General features: G+C 52.9%; 14 protein-coding genes and 1 pseudogene. 7 read left to right on the forward strand and 8 right to left on the reverse strand.

The genetic code is table 11. The features are described 5' to 3' along the window. Positions 1-15 precede the first annotated feature (15 nt). From NA197_RS17905 to lysC, 5 genes are all read right to left on the reverse strand, one after another. Positions 16-774, reverse strand: a complete 759-nt coding sequence (locus tag NA197_RS17905) for a DeoR/GlpR family DNA-binding transcription regulator (RefSeq protein ID WP_001068171.1) — start codon at positions 772-774, stop codon at positions 16-18. Further along, entirely contained in the window at positions 761-1,624 is an 864-nt protein-coding gene (locus NA197_RS17910; protein WP_064043375.1) for a Cof-type HAD-IIB family hydrolase, read from the reverse strand. The genes NA197_RS17905 and NA197_RS17910 overlap by 14 nt, the downstream gene beginning before the upstream one ends. Before the next feature lie 16 nt (positions 1,625-1,640). Continuing rightward, a complete protein-coding gene (locus NA197_RS17915) occupies positions 1,641-2,480 on the reverse strand; it encodes a hypothetical protein (protein ID WP_000472332.1) in 840 nt (279 codons plus the stop codon). A 23-nt stretch (positions 2,481-2,503) separates the two neighbouring features. Continuing rightward, on the reverse strand, positions 2,504-4,093 hold the full coding sequence (locus tag NA197_RS17920) for a hypothetical protein (RefSeq protein ID WP_064043376.1): 1,590 nt from the start codon (positions 4,091-4,093) through the stop codon (positions 2,504-2,506). Between the two features lie 399 nt (positions 4,094-4,492). Next, positions 4,493-5,842, reverse strand: a complete 1,350-nt coding sequence (gene lysC, locus NA197_RS17925) for a lysine-sensitive aspartokinase 3 (RefSeq protein WP_000136394.1) — start codon at positions 5,840-5,842, stop codon at positions 4,493-4,495. 387 nt (positions 5,843-6,229) lie between these two features. Here lysC and pgi point away from each other — a divergent pair, with 387 nt between their 5' ends. The 6 genes from pgi (at position 6,230) to psiE (ending at position 12,650) form a co-directional block, all read left to right on the forward strand. Then, the gene (pgi, locus tag NA197_RS17930) at positions 6,230-7,879 is read left to right on the forward strand and encodes a glucose-6-phosphate isomerase (RefSeq protein WP_000790028.1); all 1,650 of its coding nucleotides are present in this window, start codon (positions 6,230-6,232) and stop codon (positions 7,877-7,879) included. A 443-nt stretch (positions 7,880-8,322) separates the two neighbouring features. Beyond that, a complete protein-coding gene (gene yjbE, locus NA197_RS17935; RefSeq protein ID WP_001541297.1) occupies positions 8,323-8,565 on the forward strand; it encodes an exopolysaccharide production protein YjbE in 243 nt (80 codons plus the stop codon). 63 nt (positions 8,566-8,628) lie between these two features. Beyond that, complete coding sequence (locus NA197_RS17940) at positions 8,629-9,267, forward strand: YjbF family lipoprotein (RefSeq protein WP_000824807.1); 639 nt, start codon at positions 8,629-8,631, stop codon at positions 9,265-9,267. After that, positions 9,264-10,001 (forward strand): capsule biosynthesis GfcC family protein, encoded by a 738-nt coding sequence (locus tag NA197_RS17945; RefSeq protein WP_064043377.1) that lies wholly within the window; start codon positions 9,264-9,266, stop codon positions 9,999-10,001. Before NA197_RS17940 ends, NA197_RS17945 begins: the two co-directional genes overlap by 4 nt. Next, a complete protein-coding gene (locus NA197_RS17950; RefSeq protein WP_000750804.1) occupies positions 10,001-12,097 on the forward strand; it encodes a YjbH domain-containing protein in 2,097 nt (698 codons plus the stop codon). Before NA197_RS17945 ends, NA197_RS17950 begins: the two co-directional genes overlap by 1 nt. A 142-nt stretch (positions 12,098-12,239) precedes the next feature. After that, positions 12,240-12,650, forward strand: coding sequence for a phosphate-starvation-inducible protein PsiE (gene psiE, locus NA197_RS17955; RefSeq protein ID WP_000982749.1), 411 nt, complete (start codon positions 12,240-12,242; stop codon positions 12,648-12,650). 165 nt (positions 12,651-12,815) lie between these two features. Here the strand turns inward: psiE and malG are convergent, their stop codons facing one another. Both malG and malF read right to left on the reverse strand, forming a co-directional pair. Beyond that, a complete protein-coding gene (gene malG, locus NA197_RS17960) occupies positions 12,816-13,706 on the reverse strand; it encodes a maltose ABC transporter permease MalG (protein WP_001252085.1) in 891 nt (296 codons plus the stop codon). A gap of 14 nt (positions 13,707-13,720) precedes the next feature. Further along, positions 13,721-15,265 (reverse strand): maltose ABC transporter permease MalF, encoded by a 1,545-nt coding sequence (malF, locus tag NA197_RS17965; protein WP_000382573.1) that lies wholly within the window; start codon positions 15,263-15,265, stop codon positions 13,721-13,723. Positions 15,266-15,307: 42 nt separating this feature from the next. Here malF and NA197_RS17970 point away from each other — a divergent pair. After that, a pseudogene (locus NA197_RS17970) lies at positions 15,308-15,448 on the forward strand (hypothetical protein); the annotation flags it as partial. Here NA197_RS17970 and malE read toward each other — a convergent pair. Continuing rightward, positions 15,397-16,587 (reverse strand): maltose/maltodextrin ABC transporter substrate-binding protein MalE, encoded by a 1,191-nt coding sequence (gene malE, locus NA197_RS17975; protein ID WP_000695415.1) that lies wholly within the window; start codon positions 16,585-16,587, stop codon positions 15,397-15,399. The pseudogene NA197_RS17970 and the gene malE sit on opposite strands and share 52 nt — an antisense overlap. Positions 16,588-16,895: the final 308 nt, after the last annotated feature.

Raw genomic sequence — 16,895 nt, forward strand, 5'->3', positions numbered from 1 at the left:
ACGGGCGGATAGCACTCAGTCAGCAATCCGCAGCTTTCCGGCGAAATCCTGTGGCGTATAACCCGTTGACGTAAATCCTTTATCCGTGATGATGTTATCGATTTCTTTTACGCTTGCGATGCACATCACACCGTCCTGACCAAATTTGGTATGGTCGGCGAGAATCACTGATTTTTTGCTCATCGCAATCATGGCTTTGGCAACGTAGGCTTCTTCAAAGCTCTTCACCAACACGCCATGCTGGGGAGAAATGCCGCCAGCGCCAATAAAACAGATATCCGCGTGAATTGCGTTAATCTGCTGACACACCGAGACGCCGAGGTTGGCGCGAAAATGGTAATCATATTCGCCGCCTAATACATACACGCGGGCCTGCAGGTTATGCTCTTTAATTTTATCGGCAATCAGTGCTGAATTGGTAATCACGGAAAAAGCGAGAGGCGGTAATTGCTCGGCCAGAATAAGGTTAGTTGTACAGGAGTCAATAAACAATGTATCCCGTTCACTGACCATTTCGGCGGCAAGTTTGCCAATCGCTATTTTCTCTTCGCGATGCGCCTCTATTCTTGCGCTAAACGCATCCTCCTGGACAACTTGCTTTTTGACCGCGCCCCCATGAATCTTAGTGATTTTGCCTTCTGATTCCAGTAAGGAGAGATCGCGACGAATGGTTTCCGAGGTGACGTTGAGCATTTCCGATAATTTAATAACGGTGACTTCACCGAATTTGTTTAATTCATCAAGAATATGTTTTCGTCTTTTAATTGGATTCATTATCTTTCGCCGCCGTCAACCTTTGGCGCATGGTAACTGGATGCGTAAGGCAACGCAACCACTCCAACGCATGGACGATACCCTCCTCATCATTCGTGGCAGTCACATAGCCGGCCTGCCGCTTTACTGCATCCGGCGCGTTGCCCATTGCGATGCTGATTCCGGCGGCGGCAAACATGCTGACATCATTCTGCTGATCGCCAATCACGACCACCTTGTCAGAAGATATATTTAAATAATGAATTAATTGTTCTATTATGCACCCTTTATTTACATCGGTTCTTTGAATATCAATATAATTTTCTCCCGTGACGACCGCATAATATCCATAAGGCAGGTGATTATTCACTTCTGTACACAGTGTATCTATCTCCGAAGATGCGGCAACAAGGGTAATTTTATATATATCGCGACGATTAAAGATATTTTCTGTAGTTTCAGTTATAAGCGGCAACCCAAATAAACGGGCTTCATATGTTGTCCAGGGCGCAATCAGTCTATCGTCACGATGGTGAATTGCTTCGGCGCTAAAAAAATGGTGGTGATAGCGGGAAAGAGAAATATGCTGGTCAATATTCCACAGATCTGTGGCGGACAACGGAGCAGCATGAATAATGCGCTGCCCCGCCATCTCCAGAAGGTGTCCGCAGTTAAAACCGGCGCACCAGCTAAACAACGTATCAACCTGTTGCTGGCGTAGCAGGCGTACCATTGAGGAGACCGGTCTGGCGGAACATGCCGCCAGTAGACCACCGTTCTGGCGGAACGCAATCAGCGCCTGGCGCGTGCGCGGGCTGATTGTTTTCTGCGAGGTGAGTAATGTTCCATCCAGATCGGTGATCAACAACATCTCTCGTTCCCTGATATCAATGAACAATAAAAGGCGTAACGGCTTCTTTGGCGGCGTTGCACACCATGTTGTCGATAGCCGTACCGACCACCAAAATATTGACTCCGGTATCTTTAAACGCTTTCGCGTTGGCGAGGTTAATCCCGCCTTCCGCCAGCGTCGGAACATCCACCGCGCCGACCAACGCCCGCAGGCGATCTTTAATCATCTGCGGGATATCGCCTGCCGCTACGCCTTCATAGCTCATGCCGGTCATCAGACCAATCATATCCACGCCGATATCCTGCATCCGCTTCGCCACGCTGGCGACCTCTTCCGGCGTGCGTGCAGGAATACCGAAAGTATGCAGATCGTCAGGATGGCCAATATAGGCATCGACGGTCAGACCATATTGATGGGCGAGATTAACGATGTCCTGCAGATCGTCCCAGTCGGATTTATGCGTATGTAAACCGTCGGCTCCAGCGCGGGCAATCTCCAGAATTTCCGTTTCGCTGAGCGGCACCGGTAAGGTTTCGGTAAAACCGCCGGCGATACCAACGGTGATAAAAATATCGTCCGGGACCACATTACGCACACCGTGTACGGCCTCAGCCATCTGGCTATTGGTGATTTCGTGACGAATCTGCTCCGCCGCGTGCATGTTGCTCACGCCTTTGTGTCCACGCGCCAGCGCCAACGCAGGGTGGTTCGGCTCCAGAAGCTTAACGCCAGCCTCACACACGGCTTTCGCCAGGCGCGCATCGTCGCCAGTTATTCCTGTGCTGAGGATAGTTTGCCCACCGTGAAGCGTGATGGCTTCTTTCACTTTCTGTAACGCTTTGGCGCGTTTTTTATTCATATCGCCTTTAAACATGGTGTACCTCTGGTGTTGGTGCATTAATTAACGGCTGTCGTTGTTGATTCGCTCTGTACGACAGGTTTGAAACGGTTAGCAATAATGGTGGTAAGGCAGGTCATCGCCATTGTGGCAATCATTACGATGGCCATCTGGAGCGCATTGCTGGATAAGAACGGTGAGGCGAAAGCCGGAACATAGGCCACGCCTTTGACGTTAAAAAAGCCCAGCATCATGCCGCCCATCCCGGCCCAAAAAATGGCGGAGCCAAAAACAATTTTGTTGGCGAACATGAAGGGATAGGCGGATTCAACAAAGGTGCCAAAGCCCAGGTTAATGAGCAGGCCCGGCGTAGCAACGGCAGCTTCGCTTTTTTCACGCGGGGCGATCACATTGGCAAGGTTAATACCTGCGGCCACCATCACCAGACCGACCATATCGACCGCGCCAAGGAAGCTGACGCCGGATTTTTCCATCTCCAGCAGCACCAACGGCAGGATCACCGCGTGATAGACGCCGCCGAGAATGGCAGGCCAGATAACCAGACCAGCCAGCAGCCCGGCAAGAATTGGGCTGAATGCCAGCGTGCTTTCGATAGCCAGTTTGATGTAATTACCCGCAGATAGCGCCAGCGGACTCAGCAGATAGTGCATGATTAACCCAGCGGCAAGGCCCGATATCCCACCGGCGACGATGTTGACGGTAGTCATTGGGAAGCGCCAGTTCAGGCACAGCTCGAACAGCCAACGGACGAAAATCCCCGCCATTACACCGCCGATAATGCCGCCGATCAGTCCGCCCTCTACGGAAAGCACGCCAGCGACGACCCCGGCCACAATTGAAACTTCATCCAGTTCGGAAATCTGTTTTGCCGCCAGTACCGCGACTAACACTGGCAGACCTTTTAATAAGATTTCAAAGATATCGTTAAGTTTTTCCAGTCCTGGTATGTGGCTCAGGGCGAGTACAATCGCCATGGCGATAAAGCCTGGTAGCGCAGGGATCATGATGCTACGAATGTTAAAACGTTTGAGCAGGCTTTTTCCGGAACCGCTCTGTGAGGGCGAAGCGCTACCCAACTGTGGTTTGTACTTGATACCCCAATGTTTACACAGCGACGCCACGAAGGAGACGGCGCGGGTACGGCTGGTGGTGCCAGTTGTTCCGGAGGTCGCGACCACATTCGCCCCCTTTGCTGCCACCAGCGCCATGGAGGTTCCCCCGGTGCCGACAATCGGTGTTTTCATCTCAACGGCGGCGGCAAAAACGGCCTGGTTCGCTTTTACCGGATCGGCGCTCATTACCACGATCCCATCGATCTCACCGCGGCGGATCATCTCAGCGATTTGGTGATCGCTTTCTACTACCGAGGTGTTTACCTCCGAAAGTTTGCCCTGAAATATGCGCTGTGGTTTTTGTTGGTTTTCTGTGGTTAATGCATAAACCGATGCCGGGGTATCCGGTTTGGCGACGTCCATCGAGGCTTCTGCCGCGATAAACTGTACGGCGGCCACATTCACGCCCGCAGCCTCACACTGCTGATAAATCTCCTGGAGTAACTTCTCTGGCTCGGCGCCACCCAGGTTGTAGAGGTTGCCTCCACTGCTTCCAATAATCGCAATTTTTTTCATAGCGGCCTCAAATAGGGTAAGGGGGTTATCTGTGTTGTAGTGCAATCATAATTCCAACTAAAACAAAATAAAGCAACAATGAAAAAGTGGTTTTATACCAAACGATCTCAATTTTTAAAGGTAACCTATTAAAGTATAATGATTAATTTATGTTTTTGCTTTATGTTGTTTTGTGTGGTTTTGTGACAGGGTTCAAAATGAGGAGGGCATAAATAGGGGAAAGCTGCCCATATTGATGGGACGAGCAGGGTGTTACAGATTCCTGCCTTCTGTAATTGGCTTTCTGGAGCAGTATTCCGCCGGCAGTGCCTGACGTGGGAACCGCCGGATAAGGCGCTTGCGCCGTTATCCGGCAGCGTATTGCCTGATAGCGCTCACCCGCTGTCGAGCCAGGGCGATTTATTCAAATAAGTTCTGATGCAGCTTTTGCACCACTTTCTCGGCATCGTCTCCCGGCACGAGGAAGCACAGATTGTGGCTGGAGGCGCCGTAACAAATCATGCGAATGTTGAACGGTTCCAGGACGCCAAACACTTCTTTACCAACACCGCAGGCTTTTGACAGGTTGTTGCCAATCAGCGCGACCAGCGCCAGTCCTTCTTCAACTTCGACCCGACACAGCGCGGAAAGCTCCATCAATAAGGATTGGGTCAGTAACGTATCGCCCGTGGAGGTGGAGCCGGTAGTATCCAGCGTCAGCGCGACGCTCACCTCCGAAGTGGTAATCAGATCTACCGAAATATTATGCCGCGCCAGAATGCCGAACACCTCTGCCAGGAAACCTCGTGAGTGCAGCATATTCAGGCTGTGCAGCGTCAATAGCGTTTGATTGCGGCGCAGCGCCAGCGCGCGGAACAGCGGCGGGTTTTGGGTTTTATTGCACACCAGCGTACCGCCCGCTTGCGGATCTTTACTGGAGCCAACGAAGACCGGGATATCGCTACGCACGGCCGGGAGTAAGGTGGCTGGATGCAGTACTTTTGCGCCGAAGGTTGCCATCTCCGCCGCTTCTTCAAAGTCGATCTCATCAATTCGCTGCGCGACGGGCACTACGCGCGGGTCGGTGGTGTAAATACCGGGCACATCTGTCCAGATATCAACTCGCGCGGCATGGAGCGCTTCAGCCAGCAACGCTGCCGTATAGTCGCTGCCGCCGCGGCCTAATGTCGTGGTGCGGCCTTTGCTTTCACTGCCGATAAAGCCCTGAGTAATGACCAACGTTTCGCTCAGGCGCGGGAGCAACTGCTGCGCGGCCAGTTCCGCAAGCGCTGCGACGTCCGGTTCCGCACGGCCAAAGCGATCGCTGGTACGCATCACTTTGCGTACGTCGAACCAGTGGGCCTGTACGTCGCGTTCACGCAGGATCTCAACAAATAGCAGGGTAGACATTAGCTCGCCGTGGCTGACCAGTTCATCGGTCAGGGCTGCCGATGTCGCCAGCGATGCCGCCTCCGCCAGAATAGTGATGTTTTCCAGCAGGCGTTCAATCTCTTCGCGAATGACATTCGGATGACGCAGACGATCAAGGATATCGAACTGGATTTTACGGATGGCGTCGAGCGTAGCGAAACGTTCGCCGGGCTCCATCCCTTCGGCCAGCGCCACCAGCAGGTTAGTGATGCCGGCAGACGCGGAAAGCACGACTAAACGAACATTGGCGTCGGAAAGTACGATATCCGCGCTACGGTTCATGGCGTCAAAATCGGCGACGCTGGTACCGCCAAATTTGGAAACAACGATCTCTGTCATATCAACCTCGTGTCAGGAAATGAAAAACGCGACCATGGCACAAGGGCAGAACAGAAACCGGTGCAGGCGCAAATGCAAGTAACGTATTTATAAATAAAAGTTGTGGCCTGGACTGTCAACGTTGGGATTATGCGGATTTTTTATGCTGAGTTTAGGCTCAGTAACAGCGCTTATAACCCCGATACCCGTTTGTAGTATGTTGGCTTATCTATGCGCCCGGCGACTCACCCACTTGCCGCCTTTCTGCACCTCGAATTATTTAGGGTATATACTTTTTATCCTCATTCGACAGTGCCTGGGGCAACGGCACTAAAACAATCACACTTTTCTGTGACTGGCGTTACAATCGATCCCAGTCACAATTCTCAAATCAGAAGAGTATTGCTAATGAAAAACATCAATCCAACGCAGACTTCTGCCTGGCAGGCGCTCCAGAAACACTACGATGAAATGAAAGACGTTACGATCGCTGAGCTTTTCGCGAACGATAGCGACCGTTTCGCTAAATTTTCCGCGACGTTTGACGATCTGATGCTGGTGGATTTCTCCAAAAACCGCATCACCGAAGAGACGCTGGCAAAATTACAGGATCTGGCGAAAGAGACCGACCTGGCCGGCGCGATTAAATCCATGTTCTCCGGCGAGAAGATCAACCGCACCGAAGACCGCGCCGTGCTGCACGTGGCGCTGCGTAACCGTAGCAATACGCCGATCATTGTGGACGGCAAAGATGTGATGCCGGAAGTGAACGCCGTGCTTGAGAAAATGAAAACTTTCTCGCAAGCGATTATCTCCGGTCAGTGGAAAGGCTACACCGGTAAGGCCATCACCGACGTGGTGAACATCGGTATCGGCGGTTCCGACCTCGGCCCGTTCATGGTGACCGAAGCGCTGCGTCCGTATAAAAACCATCTGAACATGCACTTCGTCTCTAACGTCGATGGCACCCACATCGCTGAAGTGCTGAAGAAAGTGAACCCGGAAACCACGCTGTTCCTGGTCGCTTCTAAAACTTTCACCACCCAGGAAACCATGACCAACGCCCACAGCGCGCGCGACTGGTTCCTGAAAACTGCAGGCGATGAAAAACACGTGGCGAAACACTTTGCTGCGCTCTCCACCAACGCCAAAGCGGTCGGCGAATTTGGTATCGACACGGCCAATATGTTCGAGTTCTGGGACTGGGTCGGCGGTCGTTACTCGCTGTGGTCTGCCATCGGGCTGTCCATTATTCTGTCCGTCGGTTTCGACAACTTTGTCGAGCTGCTTTCCGGCGCGCACGCGATGGACAAGCATTTCTCCACCACTCCGGCGGAGAAAAACCTACCCATTCTGCTGGCGTTGATTGGCATCTGGTACAACAATTTCTTCGGCGCGGAAACCGAAGCCATTCTGCCGTATGACCAGTATATGCACCGTTTCGCCGCCTACTTCCAGCAGGGTAACATGGAATCCAACGGTAAATACGTTGACCGTAACGGCAACGCCGTGGATTACCAGACAGGCCCAATTATCTGGGGCGAACCAGGCACCAACGGTCAGCACGCGTTTTATCAATTGATTCACCAGGGTACTAAAATGGTGCCGTGTGACTTTATCGCCCCGGCTATCACCCATAACCCGCTATCCGATCATCATCAGAAGCTGCTGTCTAACTTCTTCGCGCAGACCGAAGCGCTGGCGTTTGGTAAATCCCGCGAGGTGGTTGAGCAGGAATATCGCGATCAGGGTAAAGATCCGGCGCAGCTTGAACACGTTGTGCCATTCAAAGTGTTTGAAGGCAACCGCCCGACCAACTCTATCCTGCTGCGTGAAATTACGCCGTTCAGCCTGGGCGCGCTGATTGCGCTGTATGAGCATAAAATCTTTACGCAGGGCGTCATCCTGAACATCTTTACTTTCGACCAGTGGGGCGTTGAGTTGGGTAAACAGTTGGCTAACCGTATTCTGCCGGAGTTGGGCGATGATAAAGCTATTTCGTCCCATGATAGCTCTACCAACGGTCTGATTAACCGTTATAAAGCCTGGCGCGCTTGATGGCGCTGCGCTTATCCGGTCTACGTAATGCATAGCGTCTGTAGGCCGGGTAAGGCGTTTCGCCGCCATCCGGCAAAAAGAGAATAAGATAATAAAAAGGCCGATATTCACATCGGCTTTTTTTATAAGATAATTCCGCTTGTCCGTCTTTATCCCCACAATTTTATATTGAGCTTAATCCTAAAATAAGCAATAACCAGAAAATCACTCTGCGTTATTTTCAGATTATACGGATGCTGATGTCTTTTAGTTTAATTTTAACTTATTGATTTTATTTGTTTGTTAATTAAATAATGTAGGCGTTACTTCTTTAAAGTTTAATTATCCTAAAACCTCGCTGTTATTTCTCCCGGACATAATCCGCCTGCTTTGGTTGTGTATACTCGGTAGCGCCCGAAATTCTTTTGGGTAAATCTCCATTCATTCAATGAAGGGAAATTATGATGAAAAAAGTACTGTATGGCATTTTTGCCATAACCGCGCTTGCGGCGACATCTGTCTCGGCAGCCCCCGTTCAGGTGGGTGAAGCGGCAGGGTCGGCAGCGACGTCGGTATCGGCGGGAAGCTCCTCCGCTACCAGCGTTAGCACCGTAAGTTCGGCGGTGGGCGTCGCGTTAGCGGCAACCGGCGGCGGCGATGGTTCTAATACCGGAACCACGACCACCACGACCACCAGTACCCAGTAGTATCGGTACGTTTAACCATAACCACACTCCGGTGTGGTTATTTTGCCCCTCTGGAGAAGCGTCGTGAAGCGACTCGCACTTATCCTGATTTGCCTGCTATTACAGGCGTGTTCGGCCACCACCAAAGGCCTGGGCGATTCACTGTGGGACAGTTTGTTCGGTACGCCAGGCGTACAGCTAACGGATGACGATATTCAAAACATGCCTTATGCCAGCCAGTACATGCAGCTTAACGGCGGTCCTCAGCTGTTTGTGGTGCTCGCTTTCTCGGAAAACGGGCAGCAGAAATGGGTGACGCAGGATGGCGCGACGATCGTGACGCAGCATGGCCGTCTGGTCAAAACGCTGCTCAGCGGTGACAACCTGATCGATGTGAATAATCTGGCGGCCGACCCGCTGGCGAAACCAGGACAGATTATCGATGGCGCGACCTGGACTCGCACCCTGGGCTGGACCGAACATCGCCAGGTGCGTTACGCCACCGCCCGTTCCGTTTTTACATGGCGAGGGACCGATAGCGTTAGCGTCGGCAGTGAAGAGACCGCCGTGCGGGTGCTGGATGAAGAAGTGACGACCGATCAAACGCGCTGGCGTAATCGCTACTGGATTGATAGCGAAGGCCAAATTCGCCAGACGGAACAGTATCTGGGCGCGAATTACTTTCCGGTGAAAACCACGCTGATTAAGGCGGCAAAATCATGATGAAAAGGACGATAAGCGCGCTGGCGCTGGCCTTTGTCGCGTCATCCGCCTTTGCCAGCGGCACTGTTACCGTTTTTACCCAGGGTAATAGCGAGCCTAAAACGCTGACAGACGCTGAGCATCTGCTCGATTTAGTCGGACAGCCGCGCCTGGCAACGAGCTGGTGGCCTGCGGCGGTTATAGGCGAAGAACAGGCGACCGTGACGGCGCGTCAGCAGCAGCAGGAACTTCTCGGGCGACTGGCGGCGCTCGGCGCTGAGGAAGACGGCGATGCGGCGGCGGCGATAAACACACTGCGCCGACAGATTCAGGCGGTGAAGGTGACGGGCAGACAATTCGTGAATCTTGATCCTGACGTGGTGCGGGTGAGCGAACGAGGTAACCCGCCGCTGCAAGGTCACTACACGCTCTGGGTCGGGCCGCAACCCACGCAGGTGACGCTCTTTGGCTTGATTAGCCAGCCGGGCAGCCAGCCGTTCGTCCCTGGGCGGGACGTCGCCAGTTATCTTGAGGATCAGCGCTTACTCAGCGGCGCGGATCGTAGCTATGCCTGGGTGGTTTACCCTGATGGACGCAGCCAAAAAGCGCCGGTGGCTTACTGGAATAAACGTCATATCGAGCCGATGCCCGGCAGCATTATTTTTGTCGGTTTTGCCGATTCCCTTTGGCGCGGCACGCCGGAGGCGATAAATGCCGACATTCTTCATACCCTGACGCAGCGGATACCGGAATAATGAAAAAAACACATCTGCTCAGCGTGCTGGCGCTGGGTATTAGCGCGGCCTGCCATGCCGAAACATATCCAGCCCCTGTTGGGCCTTCACAATCTGACTTTGGCGGCGTGGGCCTGCTGCAAACGCCGACAGCGCGTATGGCGCGTGAAGGGGAGATGAGCCTGAACTATCGCGATAACGATCAGTACCGCTACTACTCGGCTTCGGTTCAGCTTTTCCCGTGGCTGGAAACCACGTTGCGCTATACCGATGTCCGTACGAAAAAGTACAGCAGCGTGGAATCATTCTCCGGCGACCAGACTTACAAAGATAAAGCGTTTGATGTGAAACTGCGGTTGTGGGAAGAGAGTTACTGGATGCCGCAGGTGGCGGTTGGCGCGCGCGATATCGGCGGGACGGGGCTGTTTGATGCGGAATATATTGTAGCGAGTAAGGCCTGGGGGCCGTTTGATTTTTCATTAGGTCTCGGCTGGGGCTATCTTGGCACCAGCGGCAATGTGTCTAATCCTTTCTGTTCGTATAGTGATAAATTCTGTTCGCGTGATAACAGCTATAAAGAGGCAGGTTCCGTCGACGGTAGCGATATGTTTCACGGCCCGGCCTCGCTGTTTGGCGGCGTGGAATACCAGACCCCGTGGCAACCGCTACGCCTGAAGCTGGAGTATGAAGGCAATAACTATCAGCAGGATTTTGCGGGGAAACTGGAACAGAAGAGCAAGTTTAACGTCGGCGCCATTTACCGCGTCACCGATTGGGCCGACGTTAACCTCAGCTACGAGCGCGGCAATACCTTTATGTTTGGCGTTACGCTGCGCACCAATTTCAACGATTTACGTCCCGCGTATCATGACAATTCACGCCCGCAATACCGACCACAGCCGCAGGATGCCATCCTGCAACATTCGGTAGTGGCTAATCAATTAACGTTATTGAAATATAATGCTGGTCTGGCGGACCCGAAAATCCAGGTCAAAGGCGATACGCTGTACGTTACCGGTGAACAGGTGAAGTACCGCGACTCCCGTGAAGGGATCGTGCGCGCTAACCGGATCGTCATGAACGATCTGCCGGAGGGGATCCGCACGATCCGCGTGACGGAAAACCGCCTTAATCTGCCGCAGGTCACCACTGAAACCGATGTCGCCAGCCTGAAACGCCATCTGGAAGGCGAACCGCTGGGACATGAAACTCCGCTGGCGCAAAAACGCGTGGAGCCGATCGTGCCAGAGAGTACTGAACAGGGTTGGTATATCGACAAGTCGCGCGTTGATTTTCATCTTGATCCCGTGCTGAATCAGTCGGTAGGCGGCCCGGAAAACTTCTATATGTATCAGTTGGGCGTAATGGGAACTGCGGATCTGTGGGTCACAGATCATCTGCTCACCACGGGCAGCGTGTTTGCCAATATCGCCAACAACTACGACAAATTTAACTACACCAATCCGCCGAAGGATTCGCATCTGCCGCGGGTGCGTACGCATGTCCGTGAGTATGTGCAGAATGATGTTTATGTGAATAACCTACAGGCCAACTACTTCCAGTATTTTGGCAATGGTTTCTATGGGCAGGTCTACGGCGGTTATCTGGAGACCATGTTTGGCGGTGCCGGGGCGGAAGTCCTGTATCGCCCGGTAGACAGCAATTGGGCGTTTGGTCTGGATGCCAACTACGTGAAACAGCGTGACTGGCGTAGCGCGCAGGATATGATGAAGTTTACCGATTACAGCGTGAAGACCGGACATTTGACCGCATACTGGACGCCGTCGTTCGCCCAGGATGTGCTGGTGAAAGCCAGCGTTGGTCAGTATCTGGCGGGCGATAAAGGCGGTACGCTGGAGATCGCCAAACGCTTCGATAGCGGTGTTGTTGTCGGCGGTTACGCGACGATTACCGATGCGTCGCCGGATGAATATGGGGAAGGGGATTTTACCAAAGGCGTATATGTTTCCGTGCCGCTGGATATCTTCTCGTCCGGCCCAACCCGAAGTCGTGCGGCAATTGGCTGGACGCCGCTGACGCGTGACGGTGGTCAACAGCTTGGCCGTAAGTTTGGCCTGTATGATATGACCAGTGACAGGAGCGTAAATTTCCGTTAATACTCAGGCCGGATAAGGCGTTTACGGCGCTATCCGGCAAATTATCTTATTGAACAAAATATAAACATAAATAAAAAATATAGATGCCCGTCACATTTGTGCGTTATACAGAAACCTCGCCGCAGAGAAAGAGGGGGCTGTTATGATGCCATTATCGCGCTCACGTCTTGAGTTTATCGCCACGATTTTACAAAACGTACTAAATTTGGGGCTGCTTACCCTCGGTCTGATCCTGGTCGTTTTTCTCGGTAAAGAGACGGTTCATCTGGCGGATGCATTATTCGCGCCTGAGCAAGCCAGCAAATATGAACTGGTGGAAGGGCTGGTGATCTACTTTCTTTATTTCGAATTTATTGCGCTGATTGTGAAGTACTTTAAGTCTGGCCTTCACTTTCCGCTGCGCTATTTCGTGTACATTGGGATCACGGCGATTGTGCGTCTGATCATTGTCGATCATAAAACGCCAATGGATGTATTACTCTATTCGGCGGCGATCCTCCTGTTGGTTATCACGTTGTGGTTATGTAATTCGAACCGACTACGGCGAGAATAGGCGTCGCCACACCGTAACGGACGTATGGCGTGGCAATAAATTAGCCGCTGTCTATAACGCATAAAAAAAGCGCTCCGAAGAGCGCCAAAATACGACCATAAGTGGGGATAACATAACTTGAGGGCAGTGGCATTGCCCGTTGCCGGGCAGGTACTTCGATAAAACTTAACCTTTCACACCCCCTGCCGTCAGGCCGTTGACCAGCCAACGTTGCGCCAACAGGAACACCAGGGTGATAGGAATAGCTGAAAGGACGGCGGCGGCGGCAAAGTCGCCCCACAGGTAGTTTTGCGGGTTGAGATATTGCTGCATACCCACGGCCAGCGTATAGCTGTCCACATCGCGCAGTAACAACGAGGCGACCGGAACTTCGGTAATCGCTGCGATGAACGACAGAATAAACACCACCGCCAGAATCGGTACGGAAAGCGGCAGCAGCACCAGGCGAAACGCCTGCCACGGGGTTGCGCCATCCAGCGCGGCGGCCTCTTCCAGCGAACTGTCGATAGTTTCGAAGTAGCCTTTAATCGTCCAAACATGCAGCGCGATGCCGCCAAGATAGGCGAAGATCACGCCGCCATGCGTATTCAGACCGATAAATGGAATGTATTGTCCCAGGCGATCAAATAACGCATACAGCGCTACCAGAGACAAAACCGCCGGAAACATCTGGAAAATCAGCATCCCTTTGAGCAGTGTTGCTTTACCTGGAAAACGCATTCGTGCGAAAGCGTAGGCGCAGGTGGTGGAGAGCGCCACGATGCCGATGGCGGTAATACCGGCGATTTTCACCGAGTTCCACAGCCACAGCAGGACCGGGAAGGGAGGCGGCGTTACCCGACCATCCGCATGTTCCACGCTGAAACCCAGCGCCAGCCGCCAGTGTTCCCAGGAGATTTTATCCGGGATCAGGCTTCCGGTGGCGAAGTTCCCTTCACGTAGCGAGATAGCGATGACCATCAGCAGCGGGAACATAATCGCTGCGATGAAAATCAGCAGCCCCAGGTGCGTGATGAGGAGACGCAGTTTCTGAGATTTGGGTTGGACCATAGCCATTGTTATTATCTCCCTTAATCAAACTTCATACGCGTGGCTTTCAGGTTCACTATTGCCAGCGCGCCTACCAGCAGGAAGATCAGCGTGGCAATGGCCGCCGCCAGACCGAAGTCCTGACCGCCGCCGCCTTCAAAGGCGATACGGTAGGTGTAGCTGACGAGTAGATCGGTATAACCGGCAGGCGTGGTGGTGCCGAGACGGTCTGGCCCGCCGTTGGTCAATAACTGAATCAGGACAAAGTTATTAAAGTTAAAGGCGAAGCTGGCGATCATCAGCGGCGTTAGCGGCTTAATCAGCAGCGGTAAGGTGATCTTAAAGAAATTCTGAAATGGACCGGCGCCGTCCATTGCGGAGGCTTCGTACAGGTCATCCGGAATCGCTTTCAGCAGTCCCATGCACAGGATCATCATGTAGGGATAGCCCAGCCAGGTATTCACGATAATCACCATTGCCCGCGCGGTGTTGGGGTCGCTGAACCAGGCAGGTTTAATGCCGAACAGCGCGCTCAGCATCATATTGATTTCACCAAAGCTTTGGTTGAATAACCCTTTGAAAATCAAAATTGAAATAAACGACGGTACGGCGTAGGGCAGAATCAGCAGGACGCGGTAGATAGCTTTACCTTTCAGCGCTTCCCACTGTACGAGGCAGGCCAATACCATCCCAACCGCCACGGTTAACACCACAGTGAGGACCGAAAAGACCACGGTCCAGACGAAGATAGCGAAAAAGGGCTTCTGGATCCCTTCGTCGGTAAAGACGCGCGTAAAGTTTTTCGCGCCGATAGTAACGGTATAACCAGGACTGAGTTTTTCATCACCCCAGCTTCCGTCGGCGTTGATCGACTGATAATAACCGCTATCGTTGTTTGGCCGGTATTTTACGCCGCTCTGGTTATTGGTCAGCAGGCCGTCATCAGCCAGTGTGTACAGCGGACGGGTACCGGAAAACTGACGCAGCGAGCTCATAATCACTTTGCTTTCATCCGGCAGGACGGCGGTTATCTGGTTCAACGCCAGACGGTTCTGGGTGATTATTCGCAGATTGGCGCGTTCGCCGCCCGGCAGGGCATCAGTCTCTTTCAGCTGTAATTTTTGTTCGCCGCCGAAGGAAAATGCGTCAGACAGGTAATGTTTGCCCGTTTCTCCGTCGGTGAGGGCCAGTTGCCACTCGTCGCCGGTCGGGTAAAGACCGAAGTTATAGGTTTTTCCTGCCTGATAAGAACGGTCCATCAGCACTTGCTGGGCGCGTTCAAAGGTGAGCTGGTTGGTGCTGCTGTAGTTAGTAAAGGCGATAGCGATGGTGCACACCAGCGGGAATAGCACAAACAGCCCCATGCCGGCGAGGCCAGGGTAAACGTAGCGCCAGGCGTAGGTTTTACGATTTGCGAAAATATACAGGCCAGCAGAGCTTAAAATCAGCGTCATGATGGCGAACAGATACTCCCCTTGTACGTACATTAAAACTACAAGGTAACCCACCAGCAGGCCCAGCAGACCAATTACTGACCATTTAAGCTGGTCGCTTTGCCACCAGTGTTTCTTTTTAATGACATCCATGGGGGTTTTCCTCTACAGCGTTGAAACTTCCTGGCCGGAGATGTGCCTGATGGCGCTGCGCTTATCAGGCCTACGGTGTGTTGTAGGCCGGATAAGGCATTTATGCCGCCATCCGGCACAGGCTCACGGCATTACTTAGTGATACGGCTTTGTGCATCTTTCAGCGCGGCATCCACGGTTTGACGGCCGCTGGCGGCGTTGATCACAGCCGTACGTACCGCATACCAGAAGGCGGACATCTGCGGAATATTCGGCATGATCTCGCCTTTCTGGGCGTTATCCATGGTGGCGGCGATACGGGGGTCTTTCGCTAACTGCTCCTGGAAAGATTTCAGCGCCACGGCGCCCAGCGGTTTATCTTTGTTCACCGCTTCCAGACCCTGATCGGTCAGCAGGTAGTTTTCGAGGAACTCTTTCGCCAGCTCCTTGTTCGGGCTGGCAGCGTTAATCCCCGCGCTCAGCACGCCGACGAACGGTTTCGAGGGTTTACCTTTGAAGGTCGGCAGCAGGGTGACACCGTAGTTGACTTTGCTCTTGTCGATGTTCGACCATGCCCACGGACCGTTGATGGTCATTGCCGTTTCGCCTTTATTGAAGGCCGCTTCGGCGATGGAGTAATCGGTATCGGCGCTCATATTTTTGTTCTTGATCATATCGATCAGGAAAGTCAGGCCCGCTTTCGCGCCGGCGTTGTCGACGCCAACGTCTTTCACGTCATACTTGCCGTTTTCAAATTTGAACGCGTAACCGCCGTCAGCGGCGATCAAAGGCCAGGTGAAATACGGCTCTTGCAGGTTGAACATTATCGCCGACTTCCCTTTCGCTTTTAGCTCTTTATCCAGCGCCGGGATCTCTTCCCAGGTTTTCGGCGGGTTCGGGACGAGGTCTTTGTTATAAATCAGGGAGAGGGCTTCAACGGCGATGGGGTAGGCGATCAGCTTGCCGTTATAACGTACCGCATCCCAGGTGAACGGATAGAGTTTGTCCTGAAACGCTTTATCCGGAGTGACCTCCGCCAGCAGACCAGACTGCGCGTAGCCGCCAAAACGGTCGTGCGCCCAGAAGATAATGTCAGGACCGTCGCCGGTGGCAGCCACCTGCGGGAATTTCTCTTCCAGCTTATCCGGGTGCTCAACGGTCACTTTAATGCCGGTGTCTTGCTCAAATTTTTTACCGACCTCGGCCAGACCGTTATAACCCTTGTCGCCGTTGATCCAGATAACCAGTTTACCTTCTTCAATTTTGGCGAGAGCCGGGGCGGAAATCATCATCGTCGTAAGTGCGGATAATGCGAGGATGCCTACGCCAGTTTTAATCTTCATATCTCCCATCCTTTTTGGTGATGTACACAGAGGTGGTTTAACGGTCTCTAGTTTCTTTATACGACAACCTCTTTCCATCCTCCCTACCCCTACGCCCCACCCCGGCTTTATGTGATCTGTGTTGCATAAATGTGAGTAATGCGTGCTGGCGCACACAAAAACACGCCGATTTTTGCGGGCGGCATCACGAAATTCCTTTTCTGCCCGCACTCGTGGTCTCAGGCGCTGTGTCCTCATCCTCCCGCCTCCTCCCCCATAAAAAAGCCGGGGGGTGGAGGATTTACCCCAGTCAGGGATCGCGCATAGTC

The organism is Salmonella sp. NW884 (genome assembly GCF_051700745.1).
GTDB classification, from domain to species: domain Bacteria; phylum Pseudomonadota; class Gammaproteobacteria; order Enterobacterales; family Enterobacteriaceae; genus Salmonella; species Salmonella enterica.

Bases quoted from the DNA above. Each gene is read 5' to 3' on its own strand.
- NA197_RS17910 (WP_064043375.1), bottom strand. From the start codon at position 1,624: ATGTTGTTGATCACCGATCTGGATGGAACATTACTCACCTCGCAGAAA.
- yjbE (WP_001541297.1), top strand. From the start codon at position 8,323: ATGAAAAAAGTACTGTATGGCATTTTTGCCATAACCGCGCTTGCGGCG.
- lysC (WP_000136394.1), bottom strand. From the start codon at position 5,842: ATGACAGAGATCGTTGTTTCCAAATTTGGCGGTACCAGCGTCGCCGAT.
- NA197_RS17950 (WP_000750804.1), top strand. From the start codon at position 10,001: ATGAAAAAAACACATCTGCTCAGCGTGCTGGCGCTGGGTATTAGCGCG.
- NA197_RS17915 (WP_000472332.1), bottom strand. From the start codon at position 2,480: ATGTTTAAAGGCGATATGAATAAAAAACGCGCCAAAGCGTTACAGAAA.
- malE (WP_000695415.1), bottom strand. From the start codon at position 16,587: ATGAAGATTAAAACTGGCGTAGGCATCCTCGCATTATCCGCACTTACG.
- NA197_RS17920 (WP_064043376.1), bottom strand. From the start codon at position 4,093: ATGAAAAAAATTGCGATTATTGGAAGCAGTGGAGGCAACCTCTACAAC.
- pgi (WP_000790028.1), top strand. From the start codon at position 6,230: ATGAAAAACATCAATCCAACGCAGACTTCTGCCTGGCAGGCGCTCCAG.
- NA197_RS17945 (WP_064043377.1), top strand. From the start codon at position 9,264: ATGATGAAAAGGACGATAAGCGCGCTGGCGCTGGCCTTTGTCGCGTCA.
- psiE (WP_000982749.1), top strand. From the start codon at position 12,240: ATGATGCCATTATCGCGCTCACGTCTTGAGTTTATCGCCACGATTTTA.
- malG (WP_001252085.1), bottom strand. From the start codon at position 13,706: ATGGCTATGGTCCAACCCAAATCTCAGAAACTGCGTCTCCTCATCACG.
- malF (WP_000382573.1), bottom strand. From the start codon at position 15,265: ATGGATGTCATTAAAAAGAAACACTGGTGGCAAAGCGACCAGCTTAAA.
- NA197_RS17905 (WP_001068171.1), bottom strand. From the start codon at position 774: ATGAATCCAATTAAAAGACGAAAACATATTCTTGATGAATTAAACAAA.